Origin of the sequence: Deinococcus sp. NW-56, from assembly GCF_002953415.1 — a bacterium.
Classification (GTDB): domain Bacteria; phylum Deinococcota; class Deinococci; order Deinococcales; family Deinococcaceae; genus Deinococcus.
In genome coordinates this window covers 423,075-441,322 of record NZ_CP026516.1, presented here as the reverse complement: position 1 = coordinate 441,322, position 18,248 = coordinate 423,075, and the positions used below count along the sequence as shown (strand labels likewise).

Here is an 18,248-nt window from a genome sequence, read left to right as displayed (position 1 = left end):
GGGGGCTCCACCGGGGCGAAGTGCGCCGAGCGTAGCACGCTCTCTCCGGGACGGACGGCGGCGCGGAATGCGATTGCGGTCTGCGCCAGGGAGAGGGGGCGGAGAGGGTCCCAAACGCTCAGGAAGGGCCACCCGCCCCCGTGCTACGCTCGCCTCCCATGCGTGACCGGGGGTCCACCGCTTCGCTGCTGCCGCTGCTGGTGCTGCTCGGCCTGGTTCTCGGCTTCCTGCTCCTTCCCCGCGTTCCGACCCCGGTGAAAGCGCCCTACCCGACCGTCGTGGTTCTCGGGGCCGCGCAGTACGCGGGCACACCCAGCCCGGCCTTTGCCCGGCGACTGGACCACGCCCTCGCGCTCTACCGGGCGGGTGGAGTGCGCCGCGTCGTGGTGACGGGCGGACGGCGGCCCGGCGACCCCCACTCGGAGGGCGAGGTCGGGGTGCGGTACCTGCGGGCGGCGGGGGTTCCGGCCTCGGCCCTGGTCGCGGAGACGGCCAGCCGCACCACCGTCGAGAACCTGCGCGGCGCCCGTGCCCTGTTGCCCCCTGCCACGCCGCTGACCCTGGTGACTGACCCAGCGCACACGCCCCGCGCCCTGGGCCTGGCGCACGCCCTGGGCGTCACCGCCAACGCCAGCCCCAGCCCGCTGAGTCGGCCCCCCGCCGGGCGCTACCTGCTGCGGGAGCGGCTGGCTTTGGTGGGGTATGCGGTGGTGGGGGTGCGATAGAGGAGGGTGGGAGACGCTTCGGAACGTCTCCCACCCTCCTCTCCGGGCTATACGGCTCACCGCCCCAGTCGCCGCAGCACCCCCGCCACCTCCGGCAGCCGCAGGGCCAGCGCTCCGGCGAGGTAGACGGCCAGCCCCACACCCCCGGCCAACGTCAGACCGATCACGCCGGGCACGATAAAGCCGGGCTCGGGCATCACCAGAGACACCAGCCACGCGGCCAGTCCAGCGGCGGCAGCGAGCGGCACCACCCGCAGCAGGTGCGCGGCGACCTCCCGCGAGGGGAAGCCCAGGGCGCGGCGGTACATGAGTACCAGCGCTCCCGCCATCAGCACGCCGCTGATCGCCGTACTCAGGCCAAATCCCAGGAAATCCAGCCGGGGCACCAGCAGGTTGTACAGCCCGACTTCCAGCACGAAGCCCACGGCGCTGACGACCACGGCCTCGCGGGTGCGCTCGCGGGCGTAGAAGGTCCGCAGCAGCACGGTCACGACCGCCCAGGGCACCAGCGCCAGCGCCCACCCGGTTAGGATGCCCGACCCCGCCGCGAACTTGGGGGCCTCGAAATCCCGGCTGAGGTTGAAGAGGCTCACGGCGTAGGGGGCCAGCGCGACGAGGAGCGCACTCATGGGCGCGGCAAAGAAGGTGGTGGTCCGCAGGCCCTGCACCGTCAGCGCCCGGAAGGCTGCCCAGTCCCGGTCGGCGGCGTACTGCGAGAAGCGCGGAAAGAGGGCGAGCACGGGCGACACCACAAAGAGGCCGTTCGCCATCGTGAAGAGGGCCTCCGCGTTGGCGTAGCCCGTCTGGGTCCCTACCGGAAACTGGCTGCTGTTGGTGAGCAACCGGGTCACGTAGACGTTCAGGAACTGCCGCGCCCCCGCCGTCAGCGTGAAGGGGGCCATCTGTCGCAGCACCCGCCCCAGCGCCGGGTGGCCGCGCAGCGCGGGCGTGGGCAGCACCCCGAAGCGCGAGAGCGCCGGAAGCTGCACCACAAGTTGCGCCACTCCGCCGATCAGCCACCCGAAGGCCAACCACGTCGCCGTATCGGGCAACAGCAGCAGCGCGACGATGGAGGCGAGGTTGAAGGCCACGGGCGCGAAGCTGCTTTCCTTGAAATGCTCGTCGGCGTTCAGGAGGCCCATCGCCACCGCCGAGAGGCTGATCAGCATCAGGAAAGGCATCACCAGCCGGGTCATGTAGGTCGCCAGCGCCGGGTCCACGTTGGAGTTCGCGGCGGTCAGCAGGTCCACGATCCACGGGGCCGCGAAGATGCCCAGCGCCATCAGCAGCAGGTTCACCGCGATCAGCACGCCGCTGAAGGCCTGCGCCAGCTTCTTGCGGTCGACGGTGTCCAGCGTCTTGTACACCGGAATGAAGGAGTTGACGAGCGCCCCCTCCGCCAGCAGTTCCCGCAACAGGTTGGGCACCCGCACCGCGACCGTGAAGGCGTCGGTGAGGGTCGCGTCGAACAGGTTGATGATCTGCTGCCGCACGATGCCCGAGAGCCTTGACCCCAGCGTCCCCGCCATCACGATCAGGGTGTTCACCCGCAGCGAGCGCCGGGGGGCCGGAGCCGGAGCGGGCGAGGCCGGACCCTGGGGCGGCGGGCTGGGATCGGGGGCGGCGGGCGGAACGGTCACGGGGCCAACTGTAGTGCAAGCGGGCCGGGGATCAACTTCCCGCCGCCCGCCCTGGCGCTCAGTTTCCCGGACGCACCGGCAGCGGCTCGTACACGCTCTTCACGCTGCCGTTGTCGAAGGTCACCTTGCCCGTCACGTTGATGCTGGTGTACACCCGCTCAGCCCGGACGCGCACGTTCAGCGGCAGGGTGAAGATCAGGCGGCTCCCCTCCTGCCGAAAGCGGGTCACGGTGCCCCCGGCAGAGGGCCAACGGTCCACGCCGGGCAGGGTCAGCTTGCCGGTGCGCCCGCCCTCGCGGTACTCCAGCTCGTAGCGGAACTCGGCGGCGACTGGACGCGCCCCGTTGGGCACCGTCTCGATGACGAGGTCGCACAGGTGCGCCCGCCCCGCCACCAGCCCGGCGCGGGAGGCCCCACTCACCGTGTCGCGGCAGGTCGTGAAGTACCACTCGGTGAACTTGGGGGCACCGGCTGCCGAAGTCGCTGGGGTGGTGGCCCGCGGCGTGGCCGTCGTCGCCCGGCCATAGGGCTGGCACCCGTTGACTCCTGCCCAGGCCACATCGAAGCCCCGCGCCGGGAAGGTGTAGGTCAGCGCCTGTCCCCCGGTCCGGCGGTTGACCCGCACCACCAGCCGCTTGCCCGCGTTCAGCCCGGCGGCGATCTGCCGCACGACCGCCCCCTGAAGCCCGATATTGCGCGTCAGCACGTTCTCGCGGGTGTCCACCACGCTCACGAGGTCCGAGTCGCGCAGCACGACGGCGGGGTCGTCCCCCAGCCGGAGGGTCACGGCGGGTTTGAGGCCCGCGTAGGCCTCCTCCTCGCTCAGGAGGGCATTCTTGGTGGTCAGGGTGGCCCACAGCGCCGGGCGGTCGCGGTCGGCGCAGCGCAGGGCGAAGCGCGTCTGGCCGGAGGTGTCGTTGGCCTCGTCGATGACCACGCTGCCCGTATTCGCGTCGGTGATGGGGTCGCGGGCTGCCGAGTAGTAGGTGAAGGTGCCGGGCACACGGGTTGCCGCCAGCGCCATGCTGGAGAGCGCCACGCTGACAAGCAGAAGGAGAGGTCGCCGCATCTGCCCACTGTGCCGCAGCGAGGGCCGCGTCGGGGCCGCAAATCTGATATCCCCCCCTCCACATCCCCCCACTGCCGTGCTATGCTCCCGGTCGCCCACCGGCCCCAGCCGGAAAGCCACACGCGGAGAGGTGCCAGAGTGGTTGAATGGGTCGGTCTCGAAAACCGAAGTAGTCGCAAGGCTACCGTGGGTTCGAATCCCACCCTCTTCGCCAAAGGAACGCCAGCCCTGAACAGGGGTTGGCGTTTTTCGTGGTCGGTAAGCCCTTTGGCGGGCGCGGTCCGAACGGGCGACCTCTTACCCTGGGCTGCAATGACAGACGCTCCGGTCCGCCTCCACGCCGACGAGATCGAGACGAATACGGGGCTGGTGCGGCGCCTGCTCGCCGCCCAGTTTCCGGGGTGGGCAGACCTGCCCGTGCGCGTGTTCGCCTCGGCGGGCAGCGACAACGCGATTTACCGTCTGGGCGACGACCTCGCTGTGCGCCTCCCCCGCATGCCCGAGGCGGCTGGACAGGTGGAAAAGGAGCTGGCGTGGCTGCCGAGACTCGCGCCGCACCTCCCGCTGGGGGTCCCTATGCCGCTAGCCCTGGGTCAGCCAGGCGAGGGCTACCCCCTGACGTGGGGCGTATACCGCTGGCTGCCCGGCGAACCCGCGTTCTGGGAAAACCTGACCGACCCTCCACAGGCGGCACGGGACCTGGCGGGCTTTATCCGGGCGCTGCAAGGGCTGGACACCGCAGGTGGCCCGGTGGCAGACCCAATCAGCGGGGAGCGCGGTGCTCCGCTCCTGAGCCGCGACGCCTTCACCCGCGAGAACATCACCCAGTTGCCCGACGATCTGGACCGGGTGGCGCTCACCTCGGCGTGGGAGGCCGCGCTCCGAGTCCCGGTCTGGGACGATGCCCCCGTCTGGATTCACGGCGATCTGAAGTCCGACAACCTGCTGGCCGAGAATGGACGACTCAGCGCCGTGATCGACTTCGGGGCGCTGCGGGTGGGCGACCCGGCGTGCGAGCTGGCGGTGGCGTGGAACTGGCTGGATGCCGAATCGCGGCCGGTGTTCCGCGAGGCTGTGGCCTGCGACGGGGCGACCTGGGCGAGGGGACGCGGGTGGGCACTCTCCATCGCCGCCGCCGAGATTCCCTATTACCTCCACACCAACCCGGCGATGGTGGCGCGGTCGCGCTACGCGCTGTCGCAGGTGCTGCTCGACTCTCCCACGCGGTAGGCCACCCGGCGGATACCCTGGCCTCGGCCCACGTGGCATCCTGGCCCCACGATGATCAACCTCCTGAAGTAAAGGCACACCTTTTCCGCCGCTCCCCCGCCGTACCCTGGGGTGATGCCGGAACGTGCCTCCCTCCCGCCGCCCGGTGCCTACCGCGCGGCCCGGAGTGCGTGTTTTCCACCCCTCTCACCCCTGCAAAGGATGTGACCTCACATAGATAAAGTGCTTGGCAACACGTCGGGCCTGCGCCCGGCCCAACTGAAGTCCCTCGGGAACCTCTACCGCCGCCGCATCGAGCCGGGGCGGGTCGGCTCGCCCGAACTCGCCCGCAACCTCGCGGAACTCTCGTTTGATATCCGCCGCGAGATCAGCGTGCTGATCGACCGCCGGGGCCGGGTGCTCTCGGTCAGCGTGGCCGACGCGAAGGGAGCCGAACTGCCCGACCTCCGTTTGGGCGAGAACCGGCTGGCGGGCTTCCACCTGCTGCACACCCACCCGCGTGGCGGGGCGCTGAGCAAGGGCGACCTTTCCACGCTGTTCCTCAAGCGGCTCGACGCCGTGGCAGCCATCGAGGTTCGCAACGAAGGCCAGCCCGGCCTCGTCCACACCGCGCACCTCACCCCGCCCGGCACGGTGGGCGAGGAAGAAGACTGGCGCATCCTCGACCCGGTGCCCAGCTTCCAGATCGACGAGTTCGACCTCGGAGCGCAGGTGTCGGCGCTGGAGGAGGAAATCGCCCGCGCCGCCCGCACCCGCGAGGCGAAAAAGGACCGCGAACGGGCCATCCTCGTCCAGATCGACCAGGGCGAGTTCGACGCCGAGGAGCGGCTGGAGGAGCTCTCCGAACTCGCCCGCACCGCAGGGGCCGAGGTCGTCCACAAGGAACTCGTCTACCGCCGCCACCTCAAGGCCGGGACGTTGGTGGGGGCGGGCAAGCTGGAAGAACTCACCAGCAAGGCCTACCACCTCGACGCCGACCTGCTGATCTTCGGGCAGGAACTCGGCCCCGCTCAGGCCCGTGAGATCGAGGCGGCGACTGGGCTGAAGATTCTGGACCGCACGCAACTGATCCTCGACATCTTCGCTCTGCACGCGCAGGGGGTCGAGTCGCGGCTGCAAGTGGAACTCGCGCAGCTCCGTTACATGAAGCCCCGGCTGCTCGGCGCGGGCGCAGCCCTCTCGCGTATCGGCGGCTCGGCGGGCAGCGCGGCGGGCGGCTCCATCGGCACGCGCGGCCCCGGTGAAACCAAGCTGGAGCTGGACCGCCGCCGCATCAACGACCGCCTCGCCTTTCTGGAGAAGCAACTGGAGGGAGTGGCCGTGCGGCGCGAGGAACGGCGCAAGGGCCGCGCCCGCAACGACGTGCCCGTCGTGTCCATCGTGGGCTACACCAACGCGGGCAAGTCCACCCTCCTCAACGCCTTTACCCACGCGGCCGAGGAACCGCGCCGGGTGCTGGCCGAGAACAAACTGTTCGCCACCCTGCGCCCGACGAGTCGCCAGGGCTACATCGAGGGCATCGGCCCAGTGGTCTTGACCGACACCGTGGGCTTTATCCGCGACCTGCCCAAGGACCTCGCCCGCGCCTTCCGCGCCACGCTGGAGGAAATCGGGGACGCCGACGTGCTGCTGCATGTGGTGGACGTGGCGGCGCCGGGGGCCGACACCCGCCTAGACGCGGTGAACCGCATTCTGGAGGACCTCGGCTTCCGGGAGATGCCCACTGTGGTTGCCCTGAACAAGGCCGAGGCCGCCGACCCGGACGTGCTGGAGCGCGAGGTGGAGCGTACCGGCGGCATTCCCGTCAGTGCCCTGAAGGCCCTGGGCCTGACCGACCTCAAGGACGCCCTCGCGGACGCGGTCGCCGGGGTGCAGCGCGAGGAACTTGCCCTGCGGGAGGAAGCGCGGGAGCGGGCGGCGGAGTACCGGTAGGGCGGTCAGCAATCCAAGGTCCCCGGCTTCGTGGCTGGGGGCTTTTTTTGGCGCTGGGAGGGCGCGAAGGCTACAGAATCCTGCGCCTGCTTGGGGTCAAATAGCCGGATGACGCGCCCACTGCTCGACATCCGGCACATCTATCTGGAGCCAAGGGTCGAGGACTACGCGCGGGGGCGGGAGATTCTGGCGCGGTTTCCAGACGCTGAGCGGACGCTGGTGGACTCGCACTGGAACATTCCGGGGCTGCACGGCAACGCGGGACTGGTGCGCGAGTGGGTGCGGATCAAGCGGCAGGTGCTGGTGCTGGGGGTCCGCAAGACCTTCGCCCTGCGCGAGAACGGGCGCAGCGCGGACTGGATCGCGCCGGGTCTCGCCAACGGGTGTGCGCTGAGCTGCGCGTACTGCTACGTGCCCCGCCGCAAGGGATTTGCGAACCCGATCACGACCTTTGTGAATGTGGAGGACGCGGTGCGGGCGCTGCGCCGCCACGCCGAGAAGTTGGGGCCGAAGACCGAACCCAATCAGGTGGACCCTCACCTGTGGGTCTACGACATCGGGGAGAACAGCGACCTGAGCGTGGACGCGCTGCTCTCCGACAACGTGCGTGACTTGGTGGCGCTGTACCGGACGCTGCCCAATGCCAAGGCGTCCTTTGCGACCAAATACGTCAACCGCGACCTCCTGACCTACGACCCGCAGGGCAAAACCCGCATCCGCTTCTCGCTGATGCCGCGTGCCATCGCCCGCGTGCTGGACGTGCGGACCTCGCCCATTCGGGAGCGGATCGCCGCCATCAACGACTTTGTGGAGGCGGGCTACGAGGTGCACCTCAACTTCTCGCCCGTGGTGATCTACGAGGGCTGGACGACCGACTATACGGAGCTGTTGCGCGAGGTGCGGGAGTCGCTTTCGGAAAAGGCCCGCGCCCAGCTCGCCGCGGAAGTCATCTTCCTGACCCACAACGCCGCCCTGCACGAGGTCAACCTGGGCTGGCACCCCAAGGCCGAATCCCTGCTGTGGACCCCGCAGTGGCAGGAGGCCAAGCGCTCGCAGTACGGCGGCGACAATATCCGCTACCGCCACGGCTTCAAGGGGAAGGCGGTGGCCCGCTTCACCGAGTTGCTGGTGCGGGAACTGCCGGAGTGCCGGGTACGGTACGCGTTCTAGGGAACCACTCACCCCTCGCTTTGCGAGGCCCTCTCCCCAGGGGAGAGGGGGAAGCCGTGCCCTCGCAAGGCTCGCGTGGCAGACTCGCGGGCATGTTTCGTTCGCGCCTCGCCTGGCTGTATCTGCTGACGGTCGTGCTGATCTGGGCGTTGGGCGAGTGGGTGGGGGAGCGGACGGTGCCCACGCTGCTGCTGGCCTACGCGCCGCCGCTGTTGTGGCTGCTGCCCGCGCCGCTGGTGCTGGGACGGACGCTGTGGCGACGGCGGGGCGTGGCGGTTGCGCTGGCCGGAACCCTCCTCGCCGCCGGAGGCGCGGGCCTGCTGCACTGGCGGCCCCAGACGGATGGCACGCTCCGGGTCGTCACCTTCAACGTGGCGCAGGGGCTGCACGGGTCCCCGGACGAGATCGCGGCGGCGCTGCGGGCGGCGGACGCGGACCTGCTGCTGCTTCAGGAGACGAACTTCGTACGCCCCGGCTTTCGGGAGGCCCTGCTTGCCCGGCTGCCGGGCTACGCAGTGCGGACGGGATACGAGGTAACCACCCTCTCGCGCCTGCCGGTGCTGTCGGCCACCAACCACGCCGCGCCGGGCACCCGCCGCACCTTTCTGGAGACGCGGGTGCGCTGGCGGGGCCAGGAGGTGCGGGTGCTCAACGTGCATCTGGGGACTGTTCTCGTGTCCAGCGTGCTGCGGGGCGACTTTGACCGGGTGCGGGAGACGCGGGACGTTCGGGCGGCGCAGGTGGCGCGGCTTTCAGCCATCGCGGGGAGTGCGGAGGGACCGCTGCTGCTGGGCGGCGACCTCAACACGCCGCCGCGCGGCCTGGCCTACCGGGAACTGCGGCGCTTGGTTGGGCCGGACGCCCATGACCTGGCCGGGCGGGGACCGGGGTGGACCTTTCCAAGTCTGTGGTTGCGAATAGATCACCTGATGGCGCGGAGCCTCAGGCCGACGCGAACACGGGTTCTGCCGGAGTCGGGCAGTGACCACCGGGCGCTGCTGGCGGAGTACCGCTGAGTCATCTCTGTTTAAGCCTCTTTCAAGAAGCTCTAGGCAATCCCCAGGTGAGCTGACAAACGCATTAAGCCTCCCCTCCGCTTTGTGAGAAGTTGTTCCTCTCCCTGACGGGCACAATGCCCGAAGGTCTTTTGCTCGGCAAGCCGGGCGAGGGGCCGCGCCTTCCCTGTCCGGGGAGTGCCGCCGGGGCACTCCTGAGACACCGATTCTTGGCCCCAGCGGGTCATCCGGGAAGGAATGCGGCCCCCGCTTCCGGGAGCAGGGGGAGGATGCATGCACAACCTGGAACTGTGGGCGGGGGTCGAGCCGACCGTCAGCCGCGTGGGAAACGATTACCTCGATCAGAATGTCCTGAGCGGTTTCGATCATCGGCCAGGCGACATTGACCGGCTGGCCGACCTGGGCATCACGGCCATGCGCTTTCCGCTGCTGTGGGAGCGCACCGCCCCCCACGGCCCCGAGCGGGCTGACTGGCACTGGGCCGACACCCGCCTCGCGCGGCTGGCCGAGCGGGGCGTCGAACCTATCGTGGGGCTGGTCCACCACGGCAGCGGGCCGCGCCACACGCACCTGCTGGACCCTGGGTTCGTCAAGGGGGTGCAGGCCTACGCGCGGGCGGTGGCCGAGCGGTATCCGCACCTGGGCGCGTATACGCCCGTCAATGAACCCCTGACCACGGCCCGCTTCTCGGCGCTGTACGGCCACTGGTACCCCCACGCGCGGGACGAGCGGTCGTTCTGGACGGCCCTGTTTCATCAGCTGCAGGCGACGGTGCTGGCGATGCGCGAGATCCGGGCGGTGAACCCAGCCGCCCGCCTGGTCCAGACTGAGGACCTGGGCCGGACCTACAGCACGCCCCGGATGCGCTACCAGGCCGACTTCGAGAACGAGCGGCGCTGGCTGAGCCTCGACCTGCTGCTGGGCCGGGTGGACGAGGGGCACCCGATCTGGGACTACCTGCGCTGGATCGGCGCTCCCGAGCACGAGGTCCGCTGGTTCGCCGACAATCCCTGCCCACCCGACGTGCTGGGCCTGAACGTGTACGTGACGAGCGAGCGCTTTCTCGACGAGCGGCTGAGCCACTACCCGGCCCACACCCACGGCGGCAACGGCCGGGACCATTACGCCGATGTGGAGGCGGTGCGGGTGCGTGGCGAGGGCATTGGCGGCCCTGGCGACCGATTACGCGAAGCGCACGCCCGCTACGGCCTGCCCCTGGCGATCACCGAAGTCCACCTGGGCTGCACCCGCGAGGAGCAACTGCGCTGGCTGGCGGGCGCGTGGCAGGCCGCGCAGGAGGTCCGCGCCGAGGGGGCCGACGTGCGGGCGATCACCGTCTGGGCGGCGATGGGGGCCTGGGAGTGGAACAGCCTGCTGACCCGCCGCGACGGGCACTACGAGAGCGGTCTGTGGGACATCCGTGCCCCCGAACCGCGCCCCACCGCGCTGGTGACCCTGGCCCGCGAACTGGCCGGTGGGCAGGCGCCCTCGCATCCGGTGGTCGCCGGGCCGGGGTGGTGGGAGCGGCCGGAGCGCCTGACCTTCCCGCCGTTCGGCCCGGTGCGGGCAGCCGACCCCGCCGGGGCGCCTCTCCTGATCACCGGGGCAACGGGCACGCTGGGGCAGGCACTCGCCCGCGAGTGCGAGGGACGCGGCCTCCCCTACCGGCTGCTGCGGCGGCAGGACCTCGACATCGCGGACGCGGATTCGGTGGCGCGGGCGCTGGCCGAACACCGCCCCTGGGGGGTGCTGAACGCGGCAGGCTACGTGCGGGTAGACGATGCCGAGCGTGACCCCCGCAACGACCGCGAGAATGTGGAGGGGCCGCGCCTGCTGGCCGAAGCCTGCGCCGGGGCCGGGGTGCGGCTGGTGACCTTCTCCTCCGACCTCGTGTTCGACGGGCGTAAGGGGGCACCCTATGTGGAGTCGGACCTCCCCAACCCTCTGAACGCCTATGGCCGCAGCAAACGCGCCGCCGAGGAGGCGGTGCTGGGGGCACTGCCGGAAGCCCTCGTCGTCCGCACGAGCGCCTTCTTCGGCCCGTGGGACGGGTACAACTTCGCCGCGCACGTGGTCCGCGAGTTGGGCGCCGGGCGGGTGCTGCGGGCCGCCGACGATCAGGTCGTCTCGCCCACCTACGTGCCCGACCTCACGCGGGCGGTGCTCGACCTGCTGATCGACGGCGAGCGCGGCCTCTGGCATCTCGCCAACCCCGGTGCCGTGAGCTGGGCCGACTTCGCCCGCATGGTGGCGGACGTGACCGGCCTGGACGCGGGGCTGGTGCAGGGCGTTCCCACCGCCAAACTGGGGTTATCCGCGCCCCGGCCCGCGTTCAGCGCCCTGAGCAGCGAGCGCGGTGAGGTCATGCCGAGCTTCGTGGACGCTCTGGAACGCTGGGCACAGCACGCCGAGCTGCCCGAACGGGCGGAACTCGCGGCCGACTGAGCCTGCCCCGGCTGACGGCCGCATGAGGGCGGAACGTGCGAATGGTCAGGGTGCCGTGGGACGCCCTCTGCTACACTTTCCTTCGCCGGTTCATCCGGCGACGCACTGGGGGTGACCCGGTTTCGACAGGGGAACTGAAGGTGATGTTGCGTGTCGAGGTGCCGTTGGCCTCGTAAACAAACGGCAAAGCCATTAACTGGCAACCAGAACTACGCTCTCGCTGCTTAAGTGAGACAGTGACCGCCTAGCCCGGCCTTTGGCGGGGCGCGAACTGCAACAAAAGAAGGCTAGCCCAGGCGACGTTCCATAGCTGACGGTGAAACGAAATGGAACTACGGTCAAAGGAAACCCGCCCGCTGGTGGCCTGCGACCCGACAATCAAAGAGCGGGATACACACGTAGACGCACACTGAACGGACCTTTGGACGGCGGTTCGACTCCGCCCACCTCCACCACACGGCCCCGCCCCGCACGGCGGGGTTTTTTCTATACTGCCGGAGCGAAGGCCCCCTGCCGGGATGGCGGAATCGGTAGACGCATCCGACTTAAAATCGGCCGCTGCAAAGCGTACGGGTTCAAGTCCCGTTCTCGGCACCAAGAGAAAACCCCGCACCTGGCGGGGCTTTTTCATGTTTTTCCGGATTACTCCACGTCGAAGGCGAGCACGGTCGGCTCGGACGTGATCTTGAAGCGCAGGCGCAGGCCGTCGATCACGCGGCGCTGCTCGTCGGTGTTGCCCTTGATGCCGTGGGGCACCTCGTCGGTGACGTGGGGAAACTGCACGCCCTCCACCTCCACGCCGGGGGTGCCGTCGGGCAGGGTGACGAAACGGGCGGGGACGCTTCCGCCGGGCAGCACCATCGTGAAGTTGCGGTTCTGGTCCTGGGTCATGCCCTGACCGTAGCGGGGCGGGCGGTGACGGGAGATGAGGCGACCTTTACCCGGCGGCGAGGTCCGCCCGCGCCTCGTGCAGCAGTTCGGAGAGGCGGCTGAGGCAGCGGCTGTACTTCTTGGCGTAGGCCCCGTGGCGGTAGGTCTCGGAAAAGAGGCTGCCCAGCGGCGCTCCGGTGAAGGCCGCCCGCAGGCCGAGGTCATACAGCTTGTCCACGAAGTGCACGAAGCGCAGGGCGACGTTCTGGTCGGGCATAGGCGCAAGCCCCGTTACCCCCAGGGCCTCCACCCCCGCAAGCAGCCGGGCGAAGCGGCTGGGGTGAACGTCGATCAGCAGACGCCCCAGGTCGCGGTGGCTCACCACGGCGAGGCCCACCTCGGGTTGCCGTGCCCGCCACGCGGCGAACTCGCCGGGGGCCAGGGGCTGCGCTGGGGCCGTACCGCGCTGGCGGTAGTCGGGGCCGTCGATGCGGTGCGTCTCGAAGCGGTCGGCGATGCCCTGAATCTGGCGCTGGAAGTCCGAGGCGTTGAAGCGCCCCTGGCCCAGCGCCCCCGGCTCGGTGTTGGAGGTGGCGACCACGCTCGTCCCGGCGGGCATCAGTTGCCCCAGGAAGGTGTTCGCCATGTGGGTGTTGCCGGGGTCGTCGAGTTCGAACTCGTCGATGAGCAGCAGGTCGTGCCCGCGAAAGGCGTCCACCGCCCGGCCCATGCCCAGCGCCCCGATCACGTACATCAGGTCCTGAAAGCTCATCAGCGCCCGCGTGCCCCCCGCCGCGTGGTAGGTGCTCGCCAGCAGGTGCGTCTTGCCCACCCCGAAGCCGCCGTCGAGGTACAGGCCCCGGCCCTCGGGCCTGGAGCGGCGGAAGAGGCGGAAGCCGCCGGGCCGCGCCTGCGCCCCCTGCAAGAAGAGTTGCAGCGAGCGCCGGGCTTCTTCCTGGCTGGGAAACTGGGGGTTGGGCCGGTAGTTCTCGAAACGCACCCCGTGGAAGCGGGCGCTGGGCGAGAGGTCGGCGATGAGTTCCTCGGGGCTGAGGCTGGGGCGGCGGGCGAGGAGGTCGATCACGGTGCGCCGCGCCTCATCGGTGCACTTCCAGCTCCACCTTGAAGTTGCCCCGGCGCGTCTCGTTCACGACCCGCTTGAAGTCGATGCGGCCCAGGCCCTCGGCGCTGAGGCTGTCGCCCTCCTTGATGTCGCTGCTCGCGCGGGCGGGGGCACCGTTGAGCCGCACCTTGCCGCCGTCGATGCCCTGCTGGAAGTAGGCGCGGCTCACGCCGAAGCCCTTGGCGCCCACCACGTCCACGCGCATGGACGGCACGACGACCTCGCGGGTCTTGGACCCCCGGCCCGCCGTTTCGCCGACCTCCTCGACCTCAACCTCGCGCCCGCCGAGGTCGGTCAGGGCCTCCAGCGCCGACGCGGCCTTGCCCGTCGCGGCGACCAGGAAGGCTCCGCCCCGTTCCTCGCGCACGTCGCCCACGGCGTCCTCGGGCAGCTCCAGCCGCCGCAGGTGCACAGTGAAGTCCTGAAGGTCCCAGGCAGGGCCAGGGCCGGGGGTCACGCGCAGCACGGTCACGCCGCTGTCCATCTCCGGGATATGGGCGGGGTGCAGGGTCAGGATCACCCGGCGGGCATCCGGAAAGCCGCCCGCGATCACAAACCGCACGTCGTCGTCTTGCAGGAGTCGGCGGTCGATGTCGTCGCCGTCCACGAACGGGGTACGGACCACGCGCCCGCCCCGCGCCTGGGCCACAAGGGCACTGAGCTTGGGCTTCATGGGGGGGAGGATAGCGCTCCCGGCCCCCGCGATACGGTTGCCGTCCAATCCGTGACCGAATCGGGAGAACGCCGACTCAGCCACTCCTTTTCCGGCAACCGTCGTGTTCCTGCTTGCTCTGCCCCGCAGCCCTGCCCGTTGGCTCGGGTTGAACAGTTCCCGAACTGCCCAACCGGAATCCGTATGAGTAGACTGCCCCCATGCGAGTCCTCGAACCGCTCGGCCTGCCCGGTGCCCCGCTGGAAACCCACCGCGAGCTGATGGACCTGCTCGGCGCTGCGGAGGGTCGGGGGGGCGCGGACGGTCCCGCCACCCTGTACCTGATCGCCGACTGGCAGGGGGTGCGCGACGCCTCGCGCTACGCGGCCCTGATCACGCGCGGGGACGAAGTCGTGGTCACCGTCCCCGCCTACGGCCCGGCGTATGGCCCGGCGGGGGCGGGGGCGCTGGCCGAACTCGTGGAGTGGACGCAGGCGCGGGGCTGGCCCGTACGCGAGGCGGTGCTCAACCCGTCCGACTTCGTGCGCGTGCTCGCCGAACCCGACGCGGAGGAGGTCGCCCGCCTGATCGCCGCGAGCAATCCCAGTGACCCGCGCATCTACACCGCCCTGCCCCGCCACCAGCCCGAGGAGTGGCAGGACGCCGAGGCCCCCGTCACGACCCCACGGGGCTGAGGACCGGGGGACGCCCCCGCCGCTAGACTGCCCCCATGTTGCTGTACGGACGGAATCCGGTGCTCGAAGCCCTGCGCGACGGGCGGGTCAGTGAGGTGCTGCTCGCGCGGGGGGTCGAAGAGGCGTTCGTGCGCGAGGTCAAGAACTATGACGTGCGAGTGCGCTTCGCCCCGCGCATCGAACTCGACCAGCTCGCGGGCACGACCCAGCATCAGGGCATCCTCGCGGAGGTGGAAGACCTCGCCTGGGCCAGCCTGGAGGACATTCTGGACCGGGCGGGGGACCGGGGCGAGGACCTGTTGATCGTGCTGCTCGACGGCATCACCGACCCCCGCAACTTCGGGGCGATCATCCGCTCGGCGGAGGTGCTCGGCGCCCACGGGGTCGCGGTGGAGGAACGCCGCAGCGCTCCGCTCTCGCCCGTGGTCGCCAAGACGGCCGCAGGAGCCACGAGCTACCTCCCGGTCGCGCAGACGAAGAACCTGCCCCGCCTGATCGACCGCCTCAAGGAACAGGGCGTGTGGGTCTACGGGGCGGCGGGCGAGGCCGCGCAGGACGTGGGCCGCCTCGACCTGCGCGGCCCGGTCGCTCTGGTGATCGGCGCGGAGGGCGAGGGATTGCGCCGCCTCGTGCGCGAGAAGTGCGACGCGCTGGTGCGGATTCCCACGCGCGGGCAGGTCCAGAGCCTCAATGCCTCGGTCGCGGCGGGCATCCTGCTGTACGAGGCGGCGCGGGCGCGGAGCGAGGGGTGAGGACCGAAACCCTCGCGGGCGAGCGCCTCACGCTGGAGGTGCTGCCGGACCTCGGCGCGAGCGTGCTGGGGCTGCGCTCGGCCTCCGGGCGTCCGGTCCTGCGGGCGGTGGACCCCGCGAAGGTGGAGACGAGCAGCCAGACGGCCAGCTTCATCATGATTCCCTATGCCAACCGGATTGCCGGGGCGCGGTTTCCCTTCGGCAGCGAGGAAGTGCAGCTCCGCCCCACGACCAAAGGCGGCCTCGCCCAGCACGGCGACGTGCGCAACCGGCCCTGGCAGGTGGAGCGGGTGACGGACGCGCACCTGCGGGCCACCTTCGACAGCCGCGACTTCGCGGACATGAACTGGCCGTGGGCTTTCACCGCCCTGGTGGAGTACCGCCTGCATGGACCCCACCTCGACACCACGGTCAGCCTGACGAACGCCGATACCCGCGAGATGCCCGCCGGACTGGGCCTGCACCCCTACTTCGCCCGCAGGGGGGACGGAGTGGACCCCACCCTGGCCTTCGACGCGGCGCTGACCTACGACACGGACGGGCAGATGCTGCCGACTGGCCCCGCCCGTCCCCTGCGCCCGGAGGAGGACTTCCGGGTGCCCGCTGCCGTGGGCGAGCGCTCCTTCGACCGGGTCTATACCGCCTGGGACGGCGTGCTGCGGCTGGACTGGGGCACGCGGGCACTCGTGCTGACCGCCGACCCGGTGTATTCGCACCTGACCGTCTTCACCGCACCCGACGGCAGCCTCGCCCTAGAACCTGTCTCGCACGCGACGAATGCGTTGAACCTCGCCGCTCAGGGGGTGGGCGGCACGGACCTCAAAACACTGGTGCCGGGGCAGACGCTGGCAGGGACGGTGCGGCTGACGCTGGAAGGCGACTGGTAGCGGCCCACAGGAGCAGCAGCAGGTGGGAGACGCGAGGAAAGTCTCCCACCTTCTTTGTAGGTCGGCGTCAGGCCGCCGTCGCCAGGAGCGCTCCCGCCCGGTCCCGCAGCTCGAAGCCGGGGCGCTCGCGGGCGGCGAGCCAGCGCAGGGCGCCTAGGAGATCGTCAGTCTCGTACACGACTTCCGGCCCGCCGGGGCCGTGCCACAGCACGCGGTAGGTGTGGGGGTGGGTGGGCGGCGTCCAGCGCTCGCCGCCGTCTTCTTTGACAAAGGCACGCGACATGGGATTCAGTCTGCGCCGGGCGGGTGAGGCGCTGGACCAGCGGACGGTGACGCCGGGTTCATGCTCGGCGCATGCCCGCGCTCACTCGTCACTGTTCAGATCCGTCAGCGCCCGCGCCCCCACCAGGGTGAGGGTGGCCTCGCGTTCCTCTCCGCCGCGCAGATAACCCACGCGAATGGTGTCCCCGATGGTCGCGTCCCCCCGCACGGTGCGGATGAACTCGTTGGCGTCGCGCACCCGGCGGCCATTCACGCTAAGAATCACGTCCCCGAGGTCAAGCAGGTTGCCGTCCGCGTCGAAGCGGGCACCGCGCAGCCCCGCCTCCTGAGCCGGGCTGCCCGAGGCCACGCGCCGGATCACCGCACCGGGCGGGTCGGTCAGGCCACTGTGGACGACGTCGAGCACCAGCCCCACCACCGGCACGTCCCGCTGCTCTCCAGCCAGCAGCGCCCGCACCAGCGGGCTGTCCTGGGTAACGGGCACCGCGTAGGAGGCCCGCGTCTGGTTGCTCTCGTCGAGGCGGATAAAGCTCACGACCCCGATGACCTCCCCAGTGCCGTCGAGGATGGGGCCGCCGCTGTCGCCGGGCGCGAGGGGCGCGGACATCTCCAGCGTGCCCTGCGGGAAGTCGGCGCGGCCCGCTTCGGCCCCCAGCCGCAGCAGCACGCCCCGGCGCGGTTGCAGGAAGTCGCCGCCGCTGTTGCCGATGGCGAGCACCTCCTGCCCCACCCGTGGCTCGGCCCCCGCGAGCGGCAGGAAGGGAACGCCGGGCGTGCGGCCCTCGACCTGCATCAGCGCCACGTCGGCCGCCGCGTCGTAGGCGGTCACGCGGGCGCGGTAGGTGCGGCCCTCCAGCGTGCGGACCCGGAACAGTTGCCCGGTCGAGACGACGTGGTAGGCGGTCATCACCTGCCCGCCCTCCGAGATGAAGAAGCCGGTGCCCAGCCCCGCCTCGCGGGTGCGGGTGTTCAGGCTCTCGACCTGCACGACCGCCGGGCGGGTGGCCTGGAAGAGGTCGCTGGTGTTGGTGGGCAGCTCGTTCGGGAGCGTTTGCGAGACGGCGGGGGGCGTCGGCGACCCAGCCTCCAGGCGGGGCGACCACCCCGGCAGCAGGTAGGCCGCCAGCGCGAGCAGCAGCAGCACGGGAAGCCAGGGCAGGGGGCGCACGGGACTATGGTAGAGCGCCCCGCGCCGGGGCAGGGTGGCGAGGGGTACGGAAGGGGCGCTAGCCTGCCCGCCGATGCCCTGGCTGATCAAATCCGAACCCGACGTGTTCAGCTACGCGGACCTCGTGCGGGTGGGGCGCGAGGCGTGGAACGGGGTGCGGAACTACCAGGCCCGCAACTTCCTGCGGCAGATGCGGGAGGATGACCTCTGCCTCTTCTATCACTCCAACGCCAAGCCGACCGGGGTGGCGGGCGTGGCGCAGGTGGTGCGGGAAGCGTACCCGGATGACCTGCAATTCGACCCGGCGAGCGAGTATTTCGACCCGGCCTCCACCCAGGAACATCCACGCTGGAGCATGGTGGACGTGGCCCCGGTCCTCGCTCTGCCCGCACTCCTGACCCTGGACACCCTGCGGACCCTCCCCGAGTGGTACGATTCGCCTCTCACACGGAAGGGCAGCCGCCTGAGCGTGCTGCCGGTGACGCCCGAGCAGTTCCATGCAGCGCTGCGGGCAGTGGGGATAGACCATGACGCTCTCCTTTGATCCATGGCAAGAGGCACAACCGCCCCAGCTGACGCGCTGGCTGAACGT

17 protein-coding genes, 2 tRNA genes and 1 other RNA gene are annotated in these 18,248 nt (G+C 70.4%); 13 read left to right on the top strand and 7 right to left on the bottom strand.

The window, feature by feature from the left end:
• The first annotated feature begins 158 nt into the window (after positions 1–158).
• On the top strand, positions 159–725 hold the full coding sequence (locus C3K08_RS02355; protein WP_104989867.1) for a YdcF family protein: 567 nt from the start codon (positions 159–161) through the stop codon (positions 723–725).
• 56 nt (positions 726–781) lie between these two features.
• Here C3K08_RS02355 and murJ read toward each other — a convergent pair whose 3' ends face one another.
• Together murJ and C3K08_RS02345 are read right to left on the bottom strand one after the other, a co-directional pair.
• The gene (murJ, locus tag C3K08_RS02350; protein ID WP_234009212.1) at positions 782–2,254 is read right to left on the bottom strand and encodes a murein biosynthesis integral membrane protein MurJ; all 1,473 of its coding nucleotides are present in this window, start codon (positions 2,252–2,254) and stop codon (positions 782–784) included.
• Positions 2,255–2,423: 169 nt separating this feature from the next.
• A complete protein-coding gene (locus C3K08_RS02345) occupies positions 2,424–3,434 on the bottom strand; it encodes a hypothetical protein (RefSeq protein WP_104989865.1) in 1,011 nt (336 codons plus the stop codon).
• A 124-nt stretch (positions 3,435–3,558) separates the two neighbouring features.
• Here C3K08_RS02345 and C3K08_RS02340 point away from each other — a divergent pair.
• The 8 genes from C3K08_RS02340 to C3K08_RS02305 all read left to right on the top strand — a co-directional run bounded on the left by C3K08_RS02340 (position 3,559) and on the right by C3K08_RS02305 (position 11,824).
• A tRNA-Ser gene (locus C3K08_RS02340) sits at positions 3,559–3,648 on the top strand.
• Positions 3,649–3,746: 98 nt separating this feature from the next.
• Positions 3,747–4,664 carry an aminoglycoside phosphotransferase family protein gene (locus C3K08_RS02335; protein ID WP_104989864.1) on the top strand — a complete coding sequence of 306 codons (918 nt, stop codon included), beginning with the start codon at positions 3,747–3,749 and terminating at the stop codon, positions 4,662–4,664.
• Positions 4,665–4,886: 222 nt separating this feature from the next.
• Positions 4,887–6,596, top strand: a complete 1,710-nt coding sequence (hflX, locus tag C3K08_RS02330; RefSeq protein WP_199776969.1) for a GTPase HflX — start codon at positions 4,887–4,889, stop codon at positions 6,594–6,596.
• Positions 6,597–6,704: 108 nt separating this feature from the next.
• Positions 6,705–7,766, top strand: a complete 1,062-nt coding sequence (locus C3K08_RS02325; RefSeq protein ID WP_104989863.1) for a spore photoproduct lyase family protein — start codon at positions 6,705–6,707, stop codon at positions 7,764–7,766.
• Between the two features lie 92 nt (positions 7,767–7,858).
• Positions 7,859–8,782, top strand: coding sequence for an endonuclease/exonuclease/phosphatase family protein (locus C3K08_RS02320; RefSeq protein ID WP_104989862.1), 924 nt, complete (start codon positions 7,859–7,861; stop codon positions 8,780–8,782).
• Between the two features lie 273 nt (positions 8,783–9,055).
• Positions 9,056–11,227 (top strand): dTDP-4-dehydrorhamnose reductase, encoded by a 2,172-nt coding sequence (gene rfbD, locus C3K08_RS02315; RefSeq protein WP_104989861.1) that lies wholly within the window; start codon positions 9,056–9,058, stop codon positions 11,225–11,227.
• 107 nt (positions 11,228–11,334) lie between these two features.
• Positions 11,335–11,682: a transfer-messenger RNA gene (ssrA, locus tag C3K08_RS02310) on the top strand.
• A 57-nt stretch (positions 11,683–11,739) separates the two neighbouring features.
• A tRNA-Leu gene (locus C3K08_RS02305) sits at positions 11,740–11,824 on the top strand.
• Positions 11,825–11,869: 45 nt separating this feature from the next.
• Here the strand turns inward: C3K08_RS02305 and C3K08_RS02300 are convergent.
• From C3K08_RS02300 to C3K08_RS02290, 3 genes are read right to left on the bottom strand one after another with little or no spacing between them, the layout of a single operon-like run.
• Positions 11,870–12,118, bottom strand: coding sequence for a hypothetical protein (locus tag C3K08_RS02300; protein WP_104989860.1), 249 nt, complete (start codon positions 12,116–12,118; stop codon positions 11,870–11,872).
• A gap of 46 nt (positions 12,119–12,164) precedes the next feature.
• A complete protein-coding gene (gene zapE / locus C3K08_RS02295; RefSeq protein ID WP_104989859.1) occupies positions 12,165–13,181 on the bottom strand; it encodes a cell division protein ZapE in 1,017 nt (338 codons plus the stop codon).
• Between the two features lie 13 nt (positions 13,182–13,194).
• Complete coding sequence (locus C3K08_RS02290) at positions 13,195–13,893, bottom strand: S4 domain-containing protein (RefSeq protein ID WP_199776968.1); 699 nt, start codon at positions 13,891–13,893, stop codon at positions 13,195–13,197.
• A gap of 200 nt (positions 13,894–14,093) precedes the next feature.
• Here C3K08_RS02290 and C3K08_RS02285 point away from each other — a divergent pair, with 200 nt between their 5' ends.
• From C3K08_RS02285 to C3K08_RS02275, 3 genes are read left to right on the top strand one after another with little or no spacing between them, the layout of a single operon-like run.
• Positions 14,094–14,567: a DUF3197 domain-containing protein gene (locus tag C3K08_RS02285; protein WP_104989858.1), complete on the top strand. Its 474-nt coding sequence runs from the start codon at positions 14,094–14,096 to the stop codon at positions 14,565–14,567.
• A gap of 35 nt (positions 14,568–14,602) precedes the next feature.
• Positions 14,603–15,319 carry a 23S rRNA (guanosine(2251)-2'-O)-methyltransferase RlmB gene (rlmB, locus tag C3K08_RS02280; protein WP_104989857.1) on the top strand — a complete coding sequence of 239 codons (717 nt, stop codon included), beginning with the start codon at positions 14,603–14,605 and terminating at the stop codon, positions 15,317–15,319.
• Positions 15,316–16,206 (top strand): aldose 1-epimerase, encoded by an 891-nt coding sequence (locus tag C3K08_RS02275; protein ID WP_234009133.1) that lies wholly within the window; start codon positions 15,316–15,318, stop codon positions 16,204–16,206. The genes rlmB and C3K08_RS02275 overlap by 4 nt, the downstream gene beginning before the upstream one ends.
• Positions 16,207–16,273: 67 nt before the next feature.
• Here the strand turns inward: C3K08_RS02275 and C3K08_RS02270 are convergent, their stop codons facing one another.
• A complete protein-coding gene (locus C3K08_RS02270; protein WP_104989856.1) occupies positions 16,274–16,489 on the bottom strand; it encodes a hypothetical protein in 216 nt (71 codons plus the stop codon).
• An 81-nt stretch (positions 16,490–16,570) separates the two neighbouring features.
• Positions 16,571–17,656, bottom strand: coding sequence for a S1C family serine protease (locus C3K08_RS02265; RefSeq protein WP_104989855.1), 1,086 nt, complete (start codon positions 17,654–17,656; stop codon positions 16,571–16,573).
• A gap of 73 nt (positions 17,657–17,729) precedes the next feature.
• Here C3K08_RS02265 and C3K08_RS02260 point away from each other — a divergent pair, with 73 nt between their 5' ends.
• Entirely contained in the window at positions 17,730–18,200 is a 471-nt protein-coding gene (locus C3K08_RS02260; RefSeq protein WP_104989854.1) for an EVE domain-containing protein, read from the top strand.
• The last annotated feature ends 48 nt before the right edge of the window (positions 18,201–18,248 follow it).

What these genes read in the sequence shown, in the direction of transcription:
- C3K08_RS02355 (WP_104989867.1), top strand. Translation starts at nt 159, where the DNA reads ATGCGTGACCGGGGGTCCACCGCTTCGCTGCTGCCGCTGCTGGTGCTG.
- murJ (WP_234009212.1), bottom strand. Translation starts at nt 2,254, where the DNA reads ATGGCGGGGACGCTGGGGTCAAGGCTCTCGGGCATCGTGCGGCAGCAG.
- C3K08_RS02345 (WP_104989865.1), bottom strand. Translation starts at nt 3,434, where the DNA reads ATGCGGCGACCTCTCCTTCTGCTTGTCAGCGTGGCGCTCTCCAGCATG.
- C3K08_RS02335 (WP_104989864.1), top strand. Translation starts at nt 3,747, where the DNA reads ATGACAGACGCTCCGGTCCGCCTCCACGCCGACGAGATCGAGACGAAT.
- C3K08_RS02325 (WP_104989863.1), top strand. Translation starts at nt 6,705, where the DNA reads ATGACGCGCCCACTGCTCGACATCCGGCACATCTATCTGGAGCCAAGG.
- C3K08_RS02320 (WP_104989862.1), top strand. Translation starts at nt 7,859, where the DNA reads ATGTTTCGTTCGCGCCTCGCCTGGCTGTATCTGCTGACGGTCGTGCTG.
- rfbD (WP_104989861.1), top strand. Translation starts at nt 9,056, where the DNA reads ATGCACAACCTGGAACTGTGGGCGGGGGTCGAGCCGACCGTCAGCCGC.
- C3K08_RS02300 (WP_104989860.1), bottom strand. Translation starts at nt 12,118, where the DNA reads ATGACCCAGGACCAGAACCGCAACTTCACGATGGTGCTGCCCGGCGGA.
- C3K08_RS02290 (WP_199776968.1), bottom strand. Translation starts at nt 13,893, where the DNA reads ATGAAGCCCAAGCTCAGTGCCCTTGTGGCCCAGGCGCGGGGCGGGCGC.
- C3K08_RS02285 (WP_104989858.1), top strand. Translation starts at nt 14,094, where the DNA reads ATGCGAGTCCTCGAACCGCTCGGCCTGCCCGGTGCCCCGCTGGAAACC.
- rlmB (WP_104989857.1), top strand. Translation starts at nt 14,603, where the DNA reads ATGTTGCTGTACGGACGGAATCCGGTGCTCGAAGCCCTGCGCGACGGG.
- C3K08_RS02270 (WP_104989856.1), bottom strand. Translation starts at nt 16,489, where the DNA reads ATGTCGCGTGCCTTTGTCAAAGAAGACGGCGGCGAGCGCTGGACGCCG.
- C3K08_RS02260 (WP_104989854.1), top strand. Translation starts at nt 17,730, where the DNA reads ATGCCCTGGCTGATCAAATCCGAACCCGACGTGTTCAGCTACGCGGAC.